We start from the raw sequence: 15,690 nt of genomic DNA on the forward strand, positions 1-15,690 counted from the left end.
GCCGCTAGTCTACGTAACCGGCCGTGAATTGCTATCGTAAAATGTAACAACTTGCTGAGGCAGATGAGCTTTTACTCACGCTCACCTACCCTATATTTAGCCCGCAGCCTGAGGCTGTAACATCGCTTCTATCATGCGTTGTGCATAAATCGCTTTTTCGCCCGAGACTTGAGGTGCCGTTTGGTTATTCACCGCCGTGATAAAGTGACGCACAGCACCGACGAACCCTCGTTGTTCCAGCGTAGTTTGCCAACTGGGCACCGGCAAACTGATAATCTGCCCCTCAGATTCCTGTTGCCACTGGTGCATATTGTTGATCTGGTAACAGCTGCCGGGGCTGATTGCTTGCACACTTTCGCGTTGAGTACCCGCATCACGGTGCATACTGGTGGTGATTGAACACTGCCCTGCCTCGAAATGATGCTCCGCGTACAGCATTTGACCTTGAGCATTCGTCTGTAACGTGCCAGTCGTTAATTTTGCCGGCTCGCCTCCGAGCCACAGAGCCGTATCCACCACATGAAGGTAATCATCGAGTAACGTGAAACGGGCATCATTGGGGCCGATACCGTTCTGGCGGTGCTTTTCCATCCGCAACGAAACTGGAGAAGCCAGCTGTTGTTTTAGCTGCTGATATACCGGCGCAAAACGGCGGTTAAAGCCAACCATTAACGCTAAACGTTGTTTTGCAGCCAGCGCGATCAACTGTTCAGATTGCGCCAACGTTTCGGCCAACGGTTTATCAACATAAACATGGATGCCAGCCTGTAGCAACTCACTCACCACTTGAAAATGGCTGGCTGTGCTACTGTGGACAAAAATGGCATCGCATTGTTCGGCGAGTGAATCTAAACGCGAAAAATAGCGCATACGATAGCTGTCGCACACCGGTTGCGCCTTAATCTGATTAGGTGAGAAGGCCCCCACCAACTGCCAGTCCGACGCTTGAGTCAAGATAGGTAAATAGGCTTTTTGGGCAATCCCCCCTAGCCCGACGATCCCTACACGCAGTTTTTTCATATCATCCTTATCAATCATCTAACTGGATCAAAACTTCATCCAAACGGCGGGTCAGCGCCATAACTTGTTGCTCCAACTGCGCAACTCGCGTTTCAAGGGCGCGGGTTCCACCAACGGCATTGTCTTCGTCTGGCAATGCTGGCGCGATATCGCCACTGAACAAATGCATGTAGCGACTCTCACGTTTACCCGGCTCACGGGCTAAACGCACCACAAATGGCCCGTCCTCACGTAGAGAGAGTTGATTCAGAATGTCTTCTGTCTCAGCCACATCAGCAAATTCATGCATCCGATTTGTGCGAGTGCGTAATTCACCGGGAGTCTGCGGACCGCGTAATAATAGCGTAGTGATGACCGCCAATTCCGCAGGCGAAAATTTAAGGTTACCAAACTCAGAATTACAAAAACGATGTTCGTATTTCATGACTCGGTTGCCACTTTGAGTCCGAATAAGATGTTTTTTTAGCAAAAAATCCAGCGTTTGCTGCACGTCGGAATCAGATAATTCCATCACCGGTTCACGGTTGGTTTTTTGATTACACGCCACCGTCACACCATTGAGCGACATCGGATACTGCTCAGGCGTCGTGACTTGTTTTTCCAGCAAACAGCCTATCACTCGGGCTTCGAGCGCATTTAGAGTGTGTTTCATCCTAACCTCAGCGATTGGGTGTCCATTCTTTGTTAGTCAAGGCCGTCAACACATGATCTCGCCACTGACCGTCGATCAATAAATAATCCTTCGCGTAGCCTTCACGCTCAAAACCTAGGCGCTCAAGTAAACTGCCGCTGCGATGATTATGCGGCATATAATTAGCCATAATACGGTGCATCCGCTCCTGCCGTTGCATGTAGCGAATCAACGGTTGTAACGCTTCAAACATTAACCCCTGACCCTGCCAGCGTTCACCGAGTGAATAGCCCAAAAAACAGGCGTGAAATGAGCCGCGCAGAACATTGCTAAAGTTTGCTACACCGCGTACTTCTTTCTCTTCAGGATCTAACAAAATGAAATAGTAGGCGCTGCCTTGTTTTTGCAGCTCCATGATCATTCCCAACCGCGCCTGCCACCCTGACGGCATACAGTGGCTTTGATCGCGCACCGGCTCCCACGGCTTGAGAAATGTCTGATTTTCAGCGTAATACTCCGCCATGCGATAAGCATCACGCTCATGGACCAGCCGCAATGACATACGATCAGTGGTCAAGCGTATTTTAGGTGTTGCTGAATGATAGCCGAACATCTGCTCCCCTTGGCGGTATGCTGCACATTACATAGCATTTAGCGGGTTCAATATACCTGTTACGTAGGCGCTACGTAAAACTACGCTTGTACTCTTTCCCCACATCAATACAGCAAAATGACGTCGCTGAAATGCTAATAATTCATTTTATTATGAATCTGTTGCTGAGGTAACGTATTGACGATAAAAAAATATTATCAATCTAACCCCTATCGTTTCTGATGATTTGGGTACAAACTATATTGGCTACAAATCATATGCGTAGTTTCTATTCCCTCCTTAGTTAATTTCTGACGGTGAAGCATGGCCTTGGTATCGCAAGCTCGGAGCTTGGGTAAGTACTTTTTATTGCTTGATAACTTATTAGTGGTGTTGGGCTTCTTTGTCGTGTTCCCACTCATCTCTATCCGATTTGTCGATCAAATGGGTTGGGCAGCATTGATCGTGGGTCTTGCCTTGGGATTAAGGCAACTGGTCCAGCAAGGACTGGGCATTTTCGGTGGGGCTATCGCCGACCGTTTCGGCGCTAAACCCATGATAGTGACTGGCATGCTAATGCGCGCAGCAGGCTTTGCGTTAATGGCCATGGCCGATGAACCTTGGATACTCTGGCTCGCATGTGCTTTATCCGGTTTAGGTGGCACTTTATTCGATCCACCCCGTACCGCATTGGTGATTAAGCTCACTCGACCTCATGAGCGCGGCCGTTTTTACTCATTGCTGATGATGCAAGACAGTGCTGGCGCTGTGATTGGCGCACTGATCGGGAGTTGGTTGCTGCAATACGATTTCCATTTTGTTTGCTGGACAGGTGCGGCAATCTTCGTCTTAGCCGCAGGCTGGAATCTTTGGTTACTACCTGCTTATCGCATCTCTACCGTGCGTGCTCCTATGAAAGAAGGGCTGATGAGGGTGCTACGCGATCGTCGCTTCGTCACCTATGTGCTGACGCTAACCGGTTATTACATGCTCGCAGTACAAGTGATGCTCATGCTGCCAATCATGGTTAATGAAGTTGCCGGCTCACCCGCCGCAGTAAAATGGATGTATGCCATTGAGGCTGCGCTTTCCTTAACATTGCTCTACCCCATTGCCCGCTGGAGCGAGAAACGTTTTAGCCTTGAGCAGCGTTTAATGGCTGGCTTACTGATCATGACACTCAGCTTGTTCCCGATCGGCCTGATTAGCCATCTACAAACACTCTTTATGTTTATTTGCTTCTTCTACATCGGCTCGATTATTGCCGAACCCGCCCGCGAAACGTTAGGGGCGTCATTGGCAGATTCACGTGCTCGCGGCAGCTATATGGGCTTTAGCCGTCTCGGTTTGGCGTTGGGTGGGGCACTAGGTTATACCGGTGGTGGCTGGATGTACGATACTGGTCGAACGCTAGAAATGCCGGAATTGCCGTGGTTTATGTTGGGCCTGATTGGCTTAGTGACCTTAATCGGATTGTACTGGCAATTTAATCAACGCCGGATTGAATCCGCGATGTTGAGCGGCCAATAAGTCACCTGAACATCTTATTCAGGCTTATCTGATTGGCAATAGTCCAACATTGCCCCACTATCGCGGCAATTTCAAACTCGGCTTATACCTTCACACCCAAACAAAACGTTAATTAAGAATACAAAGCAACCGTTACCCAGATAAAATGGCGGTTAGTGATACAAAGCAATAGATTAACCGGCTATTATCGGGAAAATTCGTTTTGTTTGATGTGATTGTGCAAATTGCTATGAGGCTTTAATGAAGAAAATAATGTGGGGCGCGGCGGCGCTACTGGCAACTGCAACGCTGGTCGGCTGCAACCAACTGACGCAATACACCCTAAGTGAGCAGGAAGTGAATGACTACCTGCAAAAGCATAATAACTACGAGAAACAGATTGGCATTCCGGGTCTGGCTGATGCCCATATCACTCTAACGCAGTTGCAGAGCCAGATTGGCCGTGCAGAGCCGGGTAAAGTCACATTAACGGGTAACGCGAAAGTAGATATCACGTCTATTCTCGGCCCCCAAAGTGCCGATATGACACTAACATTAAAAGCGCAGCCGACATTTGATCGTGAAAAAGGCGCTATCTTCCTCAAGGATATGGAGCTAACGGATTACACCGTTAAACCGGAGAAGATGGACTCGGTGATGAAGATGCTCACGCCTTATTTGAATCAGTCACTGAAGTCATACTTTGATCAGCAACCCGCCTATGTGTTAGATGGCGATAAGAGTAAAGCGGAAGCGATGGCGAAGAAATTGGCGAAAGGGTTAGAAGTAAAACCAGGCCAATTAGTCATCCCACTGACTGATTAATCAACCCTGTTCAAGCTTATCAACTCAACGTTACTGGCATGACAATGTGTGAGCAAGTTCCGTTGAGCCGCTATTCTGGTGAGGAAACATCGCCAGAATAGCGGTAGCGCCAATAACGGAAAGTCGTATTATTCTTCCGAACTGCCCATTTCTGATAACTCATCCCACAACGCCTGCAATGCCTCGCGGCTCAACTGCGCCAATGTACGATAAAAACCCGTGGTCGCATGCGCTTCTACTTTGCCAAGAAAACGGCCACACCATGGCAGTAGAAACTCATCAAACAGTTCAGTCTGTGCGGCAACTTCATCTTCTGCTGCCTGATCTTCCAACCAAGATGCCGCTAATAATAGCCCGCCAAAATGGTCTGTCGGGGCATCACCTAATGGCATACCGCGCTGTTGCAAAAAGGCCCTGACGTCGGCTTCGGGACGCGCATCATCATAATCAGAACCATAAGGCGAGACACTGCGGTCATCACCGACGAACATTGCCTGATAGTCTGCCGCCAGCGCATCAGGCTGATATTCTTGCTGCAAACGGGCCAGTAGCTCGCCTTGTTCCAGCGGCCAATGTTGTTCCAATTTGCCCTGACTGATCAGCGTAAACAGCGGTTCTAGTAGCGGGTCTTGTGGCTGGCGATAGAAGAGCGACCCAAGGATCCGGCATACCAGAGAAAAATCATTCATTTACATCTTCCTGTTTTTTTATCACGCTTCGAAACTAACAGTGACAACGTCACTGAAATATTATAAATCGGCTAATTCAGGGATGCCGGGACGGCCTCGTTGCTCAAGAAAATTCAGCAAACGGCGCGGGCTGACATTTAAAATACGCGCTTCTGGGAAATCCACATCCGCAATAATGCGTTCGCAATGCTCGAAAATACCCAATGAATAAGCGATATGAGAGTCGGAACCTAAGGCCAACCAGCCGCCAGCATCACGAACAGCTTCGGCGATCGCACGACAGTTCGGTTCACTACCTTTGCGTGAATGGCTAAATGATGAGTTATTCAGCTCTAAGGCAACATTGTATTTAGCCGCTGCTGCTGCGATGGCGGGAATATCAACCGGGTATTTAGGGTTACCGGGGTGGCTAATAATATGCACATTGCCTTGCGCCATGGTGGCAATCATCGCTTGAGTATTGGCGGCCTTATCTTGTGGCGGGAAAACAGGCTCATGGAAGCCAGCGATCAGCAGATCAATGGCATCAAGCATCGGGCCGGTACAATCGATATCACCGTCCAAATTTTTAATATTGGCCTCAATACCGCGTAAAATACCCACCCCATCCACCAGACGCGGCCAGACTCGCATATTCATAAAATGCCAGTAATGTGGCGCATCTGCCATGTCTGGGCCATGGTCAGTGATGGCGAACAGCTTGATGTTTTTGAGCTTAGCCTCGGCGATGTAATCGTGCAACGTACTGTAAGCATGGGTGCTAGCGATGGTATGCATATGTAAATCAACAGGATACATGACTACTCCACAAAGTCTTTTAACGCGGGGAACATTTATTTGCAGGCAAAATATAGCCCGCTAATGATAGCAGGAATTCTTCTCATCAGCAGCGCTAAAAACCTTGCTTGAGAAATACCTGTCCCCGCAGTGCAGACCTCAGAAATCGTCATTGTGTGCTAAATCAATTATTTCACACTCAATCAATAGCCCCGCTCGACATCAACCAACCCCAGCGGCTCCCTACCCGATTCGATGGCTTGGATGTTGGCCACCACTTGATCCATTGCGGCCTCAGGCAGAGTGACTGCGGCAATGTGCGGTGTGATAGTGATACGTGGGTGGCTCCAGAAAGGGTGCATTGAAGGCAAGGGTTCCTCAGCAAACACATCCAAGGTCGCCGCAGCAATTTTCCCTGCGTTCATGGCGGCTAATAAGTCACGCTCAAGCAAATGTGCACCGCGAGCAATATTGATGATATAAGCATTGGCATTCAGTTGTGAAAAGAGCGAGTGATTCAAAATACCGACAGTTTCAGGGGTATTCGGGAGCAAATTAATCAATAATTGTGTCCCTTGAAGGAAAGCAGGGAACTTTTCTTTACCGGCAAAACTGGCCACGCCATCTATCTGTTTTGGCGTACGGCTCCAGCAGCGTACGGTGAAACCAAATTCGGCAAGCTTGTGCGCCACGCTTTTGCCTAAGACTCCCGCCCCCAGTATCCCAACGGTGAATTTGTCGTGCTGATGTGGTTCCAAGGGCTGCCAGATTTTTTGTTGCTGTAACAGCTGATACTCATCCATTCGGCGAAAATAGCGTAATACGCTGGAAACAACATACTCCTGCATCTGCAAGGACATCCCCGTATCTTCCAACCGAACTAACGGCACGCCAGCAGGCAATGTCCCAGGATGTCGGCGTTCCTGATCTAAAATAGCATCAACACCGGCCCCTAATGCGAAAACTCCTTTCAGCTCAGTGCGTTTTGCCAGCATCTCCTGTGGTGGCTGCCAAACCAACGCATAATCTGCGGGTTGTGTATCTCCCCGTCGCCATTGCCTGATATTGGCGGCCGGTAAACGGGACTTTATCCCTGACAACCACTGCTTTGCTTCAAAAAACGGGTGATAAAAAATAATATTCATTATTTGCCAGCTCCTTGCGAAAGTACCTGCTAGATTTCCGCGATTAACGGTCAGATGCAAGTGCTACCCGCAAGAAATGCCGATGAAATCAGCAAACTGATATAACTTTGGCTAATCAGTAATAAAGGCGACATAAGAGGGTTGACGCTGAACACACTTTTGCCTACATTACGCCGGTCGAGCACGTTTAACGTGGTTGATAACATACGGTGAGGTGTCTGAGTGGCTGAAGGAGCACGCCTGGAAAGTGTGTATACGCGTAAGCGTATCGAGGGTTCGAACCCCTCCCTCACCGCCATATTCAATCGTGACAATGTATGCACAATGTCGCGATAGTAAGATTTATGCAGTGGCAATACAATTAAGTACAGACAGTAAAATTAAGCGGCAATTGACACAAATCAGGCGTATCTCCCCTGCATTTGAGGCTCGATTGCCGTTTTTTTTATTTCATTTTAGCCCCTTCCTGACATTCGATATTGGCGTGATACCCCTTGATTTGCCTGCGTTTCACCCTATCTGAGCGCAGAATAAGCAGATGAATGGCAACGAATAAATTCTGCTTGACCATCAAGCCGCGGATCCCTATAGTACCGCCCCGTTGCAGTGCTTAGCGCAGCAACGTACGGTGAGGTGTCTGAGTGGCTGAAGGAGCACGCCTGGAAAGTGTGTATACGCGTAAGTGTATCGAGGGTTCGAACCCCTCTCTCACCGCCATATTCGAGCGAAAGGCTCTGACGAAAGTCAGAGCCTTTTTCTTTGATACGATATATTCCTACATCTCAACTCATGCTGATTTGCGGCGACGTCTTTCTCGAGTAATACGATCCCCCAGCGGCGAGAATGGCATTAATCGGCTGTAAACGACCTGATTCCTGCCCTGTTTTTTTGCCAGATAAAGGGCATCGTCAGTCATTTTCATGGCTTTTAGCATCGACATCCCGGGTAAATACAGCGAAGCACCAATGGATATCGTGGCGCTGGTTTTGCGACCATCAGGTAATTCCACGCTTAATTTCTCAACCTGTTGGCGAATTCGCTCAGCGACCCCTTTAATATCGTCTGGATCATGGCTGTAGGTAATGATAATAAATTCCTCGCCACCAAAACGCCCCACGAAATCCTTGTCGCGAACATTTGCAGTTAATAATCTTCCTATGGCCGCGAGCAATAAGTCCCCTCCTTCATGTCCGTAGGTGTCATTCACATGCTTGAAGTGGTCGATATCCATAATCATTAATCCACAGGCTTGCCGGCTACTATGGATCGCTGCCAACCGATAATCGGCACTTGCCCGGTTATTCAGTTGAGTCAGCTTGTCAATATTCGCCCGATTCTTCATCGTGAAATAAGCGTCAATATGGCGCTCTTTAAAATTGAGTGCGTGATAACAAATTGCTAAGCAAAGAGCAGAAATTAGTTGATACACCACTATCGGCGTCCAGAGTAATTTATCTGGCACGATGAGGACTGCGACGACCATTCGGTAAATAGCGATCAAGACAATGGTGGTGTAAAAGACGCGATTATTTTTTTTCGTCCAGACTTTAGCGAGTAACAGCGAAATAAAAATGATAGCGATTAGGGCATTATCTAATGTCAGCCACCCAGTAAAGGCAATATTGATAACTAACGCCGTCAAACCACTCAACCAACCGCCATAGAACGTGACCAAAACAATTGGGATCATCTCAAAACTGTAAAAAAACGAACCTGAAATAATCCACTGGTCCTGATTGAGATAGAGCGAAACCAACCCCGCAACCAGACCAAAGACGACACGTTTCCACACATCCCCACGATAGGAGAAGGCACTGCTTTTACTTAAAACAAAATAACTAATCGAGAGCGTTGCATAGGTTACGCAAGTATCTCGGTACAATGTAGAAAGATATTCTAATTCACTCATGGTGTATCGTCAGTCCTTTGAATTCTCACAGTTGTTTTTAACCAACATTGGCGTGAACGATTGCCCATCGATGTTAAATTATATTTTAAACTGATGCTTTTCATCGGAATCCCTAAACATTGAACGTGATTATTACCCTAGTTTCTAACTTAAATAGTAGCCATGGAATAGGCTTTATCGCGGAATAATTTCATTCTGGGATCTATCCATATTTTCGGAAAACCCGCCGCCACTTAGAATTGCTGTTTCTCTGTCGAATAAGCGCCCGTTTCGATGCTAGGCTAATGTTCCATTTCCAATGCTTAGTGCAAAAAAGACTGGCTAGCACCGATAAATATCACTTTCAATTTAGCAATAAGTGAAATTCTCACAGCCACAATGAAACTGTCTACTTATTACCCTTTTTAAAAGGGGCTGTTATCTCAATTCCGGTAGAGATTGATATACATCTAGATCTCAGTCACCTATTTGGCGTATCGTAGTTATCTACCACTCGAGACGGACCCTTATTGGCCCGCCATTTATTTTGTCTTTTCTTTATTTGGTTTAGACCTTAGATGAAAACGCACGGAATTAACGGCATTAGACCGTTCAGCGCGATAATTGACGCTTGCTGGCGAGAAACCTATACACTTCAACGACTTCTAAAAGATATAATTGCCGGTGTTACTGTCGGCATTATCGCCATCCCTTTGGCGATGGCACTGGCGATTGCCAGTGGTGTCCCGCCGCAGTACGGCTTATATACTTCTGCCATCGCAGGGATTGTTATTGCCGTTAGCGGTGGCTCCCGTTATAGCGTTTCAGGCCCAACAGCGGCCTTTGTCGTTATTCTCTATCCGGTATCACAGCAATTCGGGTTGGCTGGCCTGTTAGTCGCAACCTTAATATCTGGTCTATTTTTACTTTGTATGGGCTTAGGCCGACTTGGCCGTTTGATAGAATATATCCCGTTATCAGTCACCTTAGGGTTTACTTCAGGGATCGGTATTACTATTGCCACTATGCAGGTGAAAGATTTCTTTGGTTTACACCTGAGCGAAGTGCCAGAAAATTATGTCGGTAAAGTCGGCGCATTGGCGCAAGCCCTACCCACCATCAATTTCAGCGATACGTTAATTGCCACCGTCACACTAATGGTCTTGATTCTTTGGCCGCGACTAAAATTAAAGTTACCGGGTCACTTACCAGCATTGGTTGCGGGGACTGCGGTCATGGGCGTGCTATCGCTATTTGACCATCAGGTCGCCACTATCGGTTCACGTTTTGGTTATTTGCTGGCCGATGGAACCCAAGGGCATGGCATTCCACCGATCCTGCCGCAGTTTGTTTTACCTTGGCACCTACCGGCCGCGAATGGTCAAGACTTTGCCTTAAACTGGACAACCCTTTCTGCGTTGCTGCCGGCCGCCTTTTCGATGGCGATGCTAGGGGCGATTGAATCACTTCTCTGCGCAGTTGTGCTTGACGGTATGACGGGACAAAAACATCATTCAAACAGTGAATTAGTGGGTCAAGGTTTAGGGAATATGGTCGCGCCATTCTTCGGTGGGATCACGGCGACAGCGGCAATTGCCCGCTCTGCTGCAAACGTCCGTGCTGGTGCTACCTCACCCATATCTGCCATCGTTCATGCCCTACTGGTGCTGCTGGCCTTGTTAGTGCTGGCTCCTATGCTGTCTTATCTGCCTTTAGCCGCCATGGCCTCGCTACTGTTGATTGTGGCTTGGAACATGAGTGAGGCACACAAAGTTGTCGATTTGCTGCGCCGTGGGCCTAAAGACGACATTATTGTGATGTTGCTGTGTATGAGTTTAACGGTGTTGTTCGACATGGTGATTGCCATTACGGTGGGAATTGTCTTGGCCTCACTGCTATTTATGCGGCGCATTGCACGTATGACGCGGCTTAGTGAAATACCCGCAGCGGTCAATGCGCAAACGCTAATATTGCGCGTTAACGGGCCACTGTTCTTCGCGGCTGCTGAACGAATATTTAGCGAGTTACTGGGCCGCAGTGAGCAATATCAAACGATCATTCTGCAATGGGATGCCGTGCCCGTTCTGGATGCCGGTGGCTTGAATGCGTTTCTGCGTTTCACTGAGGCGCTGAAGGAAGATCAGCAACTCATTATTACCGATATTCCTTTCCAACCACTGAAGACGCTGGCAAGAGCCAGAGTTAAGCCTATTGATGGTAAGCTAAGTTTCTACACTAGCCTGCCGGAAGCCTTGGAGGCGCTGTATTCAAAATAGCGGCGTTGTTTTAGAATGTCGACGTTGTATTTAAAACACAGATTTCAGCGATTTAAAAAAGGCAGCCCAGAAGGCTGCCTTTTACTTTTCATGCTCAAGTTACTTTTCATGCTCAGGATAAGCGCAATAGCTAATGCCACTGGCAATACCGCATGAAACTGAGTTACTTGCTAGTATCCAGCTCAGGGAAACTCTTCACCAAATCGTCGATGGCTTTCATCTGCACCAAGAATGGCTCGAGTTTCGCCAATGGCAATGCTGATGGGCCGTCACATTTGGCACTGTTAGGTTCTGGATGTGCTTCGATAAACAGCCCTGCCAGACCCACCGCCATACCCGCGCGGGCCAGTTCAGCCACTTGAGCACGGCGACCACCGGATGCAGCACCGAACGGATCACGGCATTGCAGCGCATGGGTCACGTCGAAAATGACCGGATGCCCGCCAGTGGCTTGCACCATCACATTGATGCCCAACATATCTACCACTAAATTGTCGTAACCAAAGTTGCTGCCGCGATCGCAAAGAATCACTTGATCGTTACCCGCCTCTTTGAATTTCTCGACGATATTGCCCATTTGACCAGGGCTAACGAATTGTGGTTTTTTCACGTTGATTACAGCGCCGGTACGGGCCATGGCTTCAACGAGATCAGTCTGGCGTGCCAAGAATGCGGGCAATTGGATAACGTCAACCACCTCTGATACCGGTTGCGCCTGACTGGCTTCATGCACGTCAGTGATGATTTTCACACCAAACTGCTGTTTCAAATCTTGGAAGATTCGCATCCCTTCTTCCAAACCGGGGCCACGGTATGAGTGAATGGAAGAACGGTTGGCTTTGTCGAACGAGGCTTTAAAAACATAAGGGATGCCCAATTTTTGGGTCACGGTGACGTAATGCTCACAAATACGCATCGCCAGATCGCGAGATTCAAGCACATTCATGCCGCCGAACAGCACGAAAGGCAAATCGTTCGCGACCTTGATGTCGCCAATGCTAACCACTTTCTGTTTCATACAAATACCTTTATGAAGGGTAAACCGAGATTAGTTACAGCAAATTATGTCTACAGGCATTGGCAATACAGATAATTGTTATCTTGTTGTTGCGACACAACCTTGATAGTAAAACGATCAATGCAATGTCACCCGCTGCTGCTCAATGGAGTGGATCTGCATTTTTATCATTTCAGCGATCGGGTCTTCAGGACACTGTTCGACAAAATAGCTTAAATCAGAAATAGCGATGTGATTGCAATCCAACTGAGCATATATCAGGCCGCGGTCACGGATCTCATAGGGGTCATCGGGATCAAACGCCAATACCGCCTCACTCGCACGCAATGCCAGCTCCATCTGTTTCTCTTCCATTAATGCAGCTTTCAGCGTATCGAGCATTTTACGAACAATAATGGTGTTTTCCGCTTCCTCTAAGTCTTCGTCTTCGAGCTCAGCGCTCAACCCTAAATTACCCTTGATCCACACTTCAAGCATGTGCTCGTTCAGTGTTTCACCATTTAACGGGTTAATCAGCCACATCTCTTCATCGAGCCAATCGGCACGAAGAATCAATTGAGTGGGGAAGATGACGGGCATTAAAGGTAAATCCAATTGATGGGCAATATAGAGGAAAATGACGCCTAACGACACAGGTGTCCCTTGCCGCTTAAGCAGAACTTTATCCAGCCAAATAGCATCAGAGAGGCGATAAACACCACTTGCACCGCCAAATTTCCATTGGCGGTAAAACAGATCAATAAGCACTTCTAATTGCTGATCTTGATTGAGATCGGCAGGCATAGCAGCCCGCGCATCATCGACCAGCTGTTGCAGTTGATTACGCACATCAGCTAGTGGAAAATCTTGTCGAATCTCCTGGGTCACCAGTAACACCCCATCACACAGGGACGCATTGTTAAATTCGAAATCAGCAATACTACTCATAAATATCCCATCAGCAGTGGTAACTTAGTTGTTGCCAGTTTGATAATTAAATACAGGCAACCCAATGCGAGTATAAATGCAAGCCAGCGACGAGTCTGACTGCGGGTTCGCTTACCTAATGCGACATAGCCAAGCAGGATATAGATAATAACGCCAAACAGCTTTTCAGTCAGCCATGTTCCTTGCGGACTGAAAGGATAAAATCCGGTAATAAAGATTAAAACGATACCACTAACAAACAACAGCGTATCGTTGATATGCGGCGTTATCTTTACCCAGCGTTTGTCCAGCATCGCTGAGCCTCGACATTTCCAGAAGAAACGTAATACAAACAGCATAATACTGATAACCACGGTCAGTAAATGCAAATACTTCATGGCGATATAGTCAACCCACATGGCGCTTGCTTCCTTATTATATTTTTCTTCGTTTGCATGGCTGCATGAATTTCATGTACACCGCGAACATGCACGATTAAACAGCCCATTGCCCCAAAGTCACACGCTCATTATTACCATAATCTTTATGGGTAATTACAGCACTAAAACCCGAATTTTTAAGGTGTTTTTGTACGGCCTGCGCCTGCTGCCATCCGTGTTCCAACATCAACCACCCGCCCGTTTCCAGATAAGCAGGTGCCTGACGGATGATTTCGGCCAAATCAGCCATCCCTTCATCTGAGGCCACCAGCGCACTTTGCGGCTCATAGCGGACATCGCCTTCATTAAGGTGAGGGTCATTGGCATCGATGTAAGGAGGGTTACTGGCAATCAGTGTGAATTTACCGCTCACCGATTGAAACCAACTGCCTTGTTGAAAATGAACGTTCAACAGCGCGAGTTTCTCGGCATTATGCCGTGCCAAGGCCACAGCATCATTTTTGATATCAACGCCCATCACTGTGCAGTCGGGCCGTTCACTAGCCAGTGCCAACGCAATTGCCCCTGTCCCTGTGCCTAAATCCAAAATACGACAAGGGGTGGATGGCAGATGTGCAAGCGCCTGCTCAACGAGGCATTCTGTATCAGGGCGTGGAATCAATGTAGCGGAAGAGACACTCAGTGGCAGCGACCAAAACTCTCGCTCGCCAACCAGATAAGCAATAGGTTCGCCCTGCTCACGGCGCTCGAGCAGTGGTGCTAACGCTGCTAGCTCTTCGGGGGTCAATACCGTTTCCCCGAAAGCCAGTAGAAAGGTGCGCGCCCGCCCTGTGACGTAGCTCAACAAGATTTCCGCATCACGCTTCGGGCTATCGCTTTGGTTAAAACGGGCTGCCGCAAGCGACAGCCACTGCTGGTAATCCATTAATCTTGCTCAGATAATGCGGAGAGTTGATCTGCTTGGTATTCCTGCACAATCGGCTGGATCAGCATGTCTAGTTTACCTTCCATTACTTCATCCAAACGGTACAACGTCAGATTGATACGATGATCAGTCACGCGCCCTTGTGGGAAGTTATAGGTGCGATTGCGATCAGAACGGTCGCCGGTACCGAGCAAGTTGCGCCGCTCTGAGGCTTCAGCCAGTTGGCGTTTTTGCATTTCGGCAGCACGGATACGCGCGCCCAATACCGACATCGCTTTTGCTTTGTTTTTATGTTGTGAACGCTCGTCCTGACATTCCACCACAATCCCCGTTGGAATGTGGGTAATACGGATAGCGGAATCGGTGGTGTTTACGTGCTGACCACCGGCACCAGAGGAGCGGAAAGTATCAATACGCAAGTCACCAGCGTTGATTTCAGGCATTTCGGCTTCAGGCACCGCAGGCATCACCGCCACAGTACATGCGGAAGTATGAATACGCCCCTGTGATTCGGTTTCCGGCACACGTTGAACACGGTGCCCACCGGACTCAAATTTTAGCTGCCCAAAAACACCGTCACCGGAGATTTTAGCGATCACTTCTTTATAACCACCATGCTCGCCGTCACTGGCACTCATGATTTCCACTTTCCAGCGGCGAGATTCAGCATAACGGCTGTACATACGGAACATATCACCGGCAAAAATAGCCGCCTCATCACCACCGGTCCCAGCACGGATTTCCAAGAAGCAATCACGCTCATCGTCAGGGTCTTTTGGCAGCAGCAACAGTTGCAACTGTTGTTCCAGCTCTTCACTGCGCGTTTTGGCTTCTTTCAGCTCTTCCTGTGCCATTTCCCGCATTTCAGGATCTTCCAGCATCATTTCTGCCGCTTCGAGATCATCTTGCACGCTGCGCCACTCTTTAAAACAACGAGTGACGTCGGTTAATTGCGCATATTCACGAGATAACGCGCGGAAACGGTCTTGGTCGGCAATAACGCTGGCATCGCCAAGGTGCGCTAGGACTTCTTCATGGCGCTCTTGTAACGCTTCCAGTTTGGCAACAATAGAAGACTTCATCCGTGG

At 48.2% G+C, this 15,690-nt stretch carries 15 protein-coding genes and 2 tRNA genes; 5 read left to right on the forward strand and 12 right to left on the reverse strand.

Annotated elements, in window-relative coordinates; translation table 11 throughout:
* Nucleotides 1-96 precede the first annotated feature (96 nt).
* The 3 genes from DA391_RS12285 to rimJ are packed head-to-tail and all read right to left on the reverse strand — an operon-like array spanning nt 97 to nt 2,264.
* On the reverse strand, nt 97-1,038 hold the full coding sequence (locus DA391_RS12285; protein ID WP_050081277.1) for a Gfo/Idh/MocA family protein: 942 nt from the start codon (nt 1,036-1,038) through the stop codon (nt 97-99).
* Nucleotides 1,031-1,672 (reverse strand): YceH family protein, encoded by a 642-nt coding sequence (locus DA391_RS12290; protein WP_098904490.1) that lies wholly within the window; start codon nt 1,670-1,672, stop codon nt 1,031-1,033. Before DA391_RS12290 ends, DA391_RS12285 begins: the two co-directional genes overlap by 8 nt.
* Before the next feature lie 7 nt (nt 1,673-1,679).
* On the reverse strand, nt 1,680-2,264 hold the full coding sequence (rimJ, locus tag DA391_RS12295) for a ribosomal protein S5-alanine N-acetyltransferase (RefSeq protein ID WP_050081279.1): 585 nt from the start codon (nt 2,262-2,264) through the stop codon (nt 1,680-1,682).
* Between the two features lie 303 nt (nt 2,265-2,567).
* Here rimJ and mdtH point away from each other — a divergent pair, with 303 nt between their 5' ends.
* Both mdtH and DA391_RS12305 read left to right on the forward strand, forming a co-directional pair.
* Nucleotides 2,568-3,773, forward strand: a complete 1,206-nt coding sequence (gene mdtH, locus DA391_RS12300) for a multidrug efflux MFS transporter MdtH (protein ID WP_050081280.1) — start codon at nt 2,568-2,570, stop codon at nt 3,771-3,773.
* 240 nt (nt 3,774-4,013) lie between these two features.
* Nucleotides 4,014-4,577 carry a lipoprotein gene (locus tag DA391_RS12305; RefSeq protein ID WP_050081281.1) on the forward strand — a complete coding sequence of 188 codons (564 nt, stop codon included), beginning with the start codon at nt 4,014-4,016 and terminating at the stop codon, nt 4,575-4,577.
* A 128-nt stretch (nt 4,578-4,705) separates the two neighbouring features.
* Here the strand turns inward: DA391_RS12305 and DA391_RS12310 are convergent, their stop codons facing one another.
* The 3 genes from DA391_RS12310 to ghrA all read right to left on the reverse strand — a co-directional run bounded on the left by DA391_RS12310 (nt 4,706) and on the right by ghrA (nt 7,188).
* Nucleotides 4,706-5,266, reverse strand: coding sequence for a TorD/DmsD family molecular chaperone (locus tag DA391_RS12310; RefSeq protein WP_050081282.1), 561 nt, complete (start codon nt 5,264-5,266; stop codon nt 4,706-4,708).
* Between the two features lie 60 nt (nt 5,267-5,326).
* The gene (locus tag DA391_RS12315; protein WP_108087746.1) at nt 5,327-6,064 is read right to left on the reverse strand and encodes a phosphatase; all 738 of its coding nucleotides are present in this window, start codon (nt 6,062-6,064) and stop codon (nt 5,327-5,329) included.
* A 182-nt stretch (nt 6,065-6,246) separates the two neighbouring features.
* Nucleotides 6,247-7,188, reverse strand: coding sequence for a glyoxylate/hydroxypyruvate reductase GhrA (gene ghrA / locus DA391_RS12320; protein ID WP_108087747.1), 942 nt, complete (start codon nt 7,186-7,188; stop codon nt 6,247-6,249).
* Between the two features lie 208 nt (nt 7,189-7,396).
* Here ghrA and DA391_RS12325 point away from each other — a divergent pair.
* A tRNA-Ser gene (locus DA391_RS12325) sits at nt 7,397-7,486 on the forward strand.
* A gap of 329 nt (nt 7,487-7,815) precedes the next feature.
* A tRNA-Ser gene (locus DA391_RS12330) sits at nt 7,816-7,905 on the forward strand.
* A 70-nt stretch (nt 7,906-7,975) separates the two neighbouring features.
* On the opposite strand, the gene DA391_RS12335 is transcribed toward DA391_RS12330, so the two are convergent.
* The gene (locus DA391_RS12335) at nt 7,976-9,097 is read right to left on the reverse strand and encodes a GGDEF domain-containing protein (protein WP_050081285.1); all 1,122 of its coding nucleotides are present in this window, start codon (nt 9,095-9,097) and stop codon (nt 7,976-7,978) included.
* 557 nt (nt 9,098-9,654) lie between these two features.
* On the opposite strand from DA391_RS12335, the gene dauA reads away from it, so the two are divergent.
* Nucleotides 9,655-11,352, forward strand: coding sequence for a C4-dicarboxylic acid transporter DauA (gene dauA, locus DA391_RS12340; protein ID WP_050285549.1), 1,698 nt, complete (start codon nt 9,655-9,657; stop codon nt 11,350-11,352).
* Between the two features lie 163 nt (nt 11,353-11,515).
* On the opposite strand, the gene kdsA is transcribed toward dauA, so the two are convergent.
* The 5 genes from kdsA to prfA all read right to left on the reverse strand — a co-directional run bounded on the left by kdsA (nt 11,516) and on the right by prfA (nt 15,684).
* On the reverse strand, nt 11,516-12,370 hold the full coding sequence (gene kdsA, locus DA391_RS12345) for a 3-deoxy-8-phosphooctulonate synthase (RefSeq protein WP_049608141.1): 855 nt from the start codon (nt 12,368-12,370) through the stop codon (nt 11,516-11,518).
* Between the two features lie 117 nt (nt 12,371-12,487).
* Nucleotides 12,488-13,297: an invasion regulator SirB1 gene (gene sirB1, locus DA391_RS12350; protein ID WP_019209799.1), complete on the reverse strand. Its 810-nt coding sequence runs from the start codon at nt 13,295-13,297 to the stop codon at nt 12,488-12,490.
* The gene (locus DA391_RS12355) at nt 13,294-13,695 is read right to left on the reverse strand and encodes a SirB2 family protein (protein ID WP_050081287.1); all 402 of its coding nucleotides are present in this window, start codon (nt 13,693-13,695) and stop codon (nt 13,294-13,296) included. The genes sirB1 and DA391_RS12355 overlap by 4 nt, the downstream gene beginning before the upstream one ends.
* 76 nt (nt 13,696-13,771) lie before the next feature.
* Complete coding sequence (gene prmC / locus DA391_RS12360) at nt 13,772-14,602, reverse strand: peptide chain release factor N(5)-glutamine methyltransferase (protein WP_050081288.1); 831 nt, start codon at nt 14,600-14,602, stop codon at nt 13,772-13,774.
* Nucleotides 14,602-15,684 (reverse strand): peptide chain release factor 1, encoded by a 1,083-nt coding sequence (prfA, locus tag DA391_RS12365; protein ID WP_019209796.1) that lies wholly within the window; start codon nt 15,682-15,684, stop codon nt 14,602-14,604. Before prfA ends, prmC begins: the two co-directional genes overlap by 1 nt.
* Between the last annotated feature and the right edge of the window lie 6 nt (nt 15,685-15,690).

The sequence above is a fragment of the Yersinia massiliensis genome (assembly GCF_003048255.1).
Classification (GTDB): Bacteria; Pseudomonadota; Gammaproteobacteria; order Enterobacterales; family Enterobacteriaceae; genus Yersinia; species Yersinia massiliensis_A.

Excerpts from the sequence above, each read along its gene's own strand:
- DA391_RS12285 (WP_050081277.1), bottom strand. The coding sequence starts at position 1,038 with ATGATTGATAAGGATGATATGAAAAAACTGCGTGTAGGGATCGTCGGG.
- DA391_RS12290 (WP_098904490.1), bottom strand. The coding sequence starts at position 1,672 with ATGAAACACACTCTAAATGCGCTCGAAGCCCGAGTGATAGGCTGTTTG.
- rimJ (WP_050081279.1), bottom strand. The coding sequence starts at position 2,264 with ATGTTCGGCTATCATTCAGCAACACCTAAAATACGCTTGACCACTGAT.
- mdtH (WP_050081280.1), top strand. The coding sequence starts at position 2,568 with ATGGCCTTGGTATCGCAAGCTCGGAGCTTGGGTAAGTACTTTTTATTG.
- DA391_RS12305 (WP_050081281.1), top strand. The coding sequence starts at position 4,014 with ATGAAGAAAATAATGTGGGGCGCGGCGGCGCTACTGGCAACTGCAACG.
- DA391_RS12310 (WP_050081282.1), bottom strand. The coding sequence starts at position 5,266 with ATGAATGATTTTTCTCTGGTATGCCGGATCCTTGGGTCGCTCTTCTAT.
- DA391_RS12315 (WP_108087746.1), bottom strand. The coding sequence starts at position 6,064 with ATGTATCCTGTTGATTTACATATGCATACCATCGCTAGCACCCATGCT.
- ghrA (WP_108087747.1), bottom strand. The coding sequence starts at position 7,188 with ATGAATATTATTTTTTATCACCCGTTTTTTGAAGCAAAGCAGTGGTTG.
- DA391_RS12335 (WP_050081285.1), bottom strand. The coding sequence starts at position 9,097 with ATGAGTGAATTAGAATATCTTTCTACATTGTACCGAGATACTTGCGTA.
- dauA (WP_050285549.1), top strand. The coding sequence starts at position 9,655 with ATGAAAACGCACGGAATTAACGGCATTAGACCGTTCAGCGCGATAATT.
- kdsA (WP_049608141.1), bottom strand. The coding sequence starts at position 12,370 with ATGAAACAGAAAGTGGTTAGCATTGGCGACATCAAGGTCGCGAACGAT.
- sirB1 (WP_019209799.1), bottom strand. The coding sequence starts at position 13,297 with ATGAGTAGTATTGCTGATTTCGAATTTAACAATGCGTCCCTGTGTGAT.
- DA391_RS12355 (WP_050081287.1), bottom strand. The coding sequence starts at position 13,695 with ATGTGGGTTGACTATATCGCCATGAAGTATTTGCATTTACTGACCGTG.
- prmC (WP_050081288.1), bottom strand. The coding sequence starts at position 14,602 with ATGGATTACCAGCAGTGGCTGTCGCTTGCGGCAGCCCGTTTTAACCAA.
- prfA (WP_019209796.1), bottom strand. The coding sequence starts at position 15,684 with ATGAAGTCTTCTATTGTTGCCAAACTGGAAGCGTTACAAGAGCGCCAT.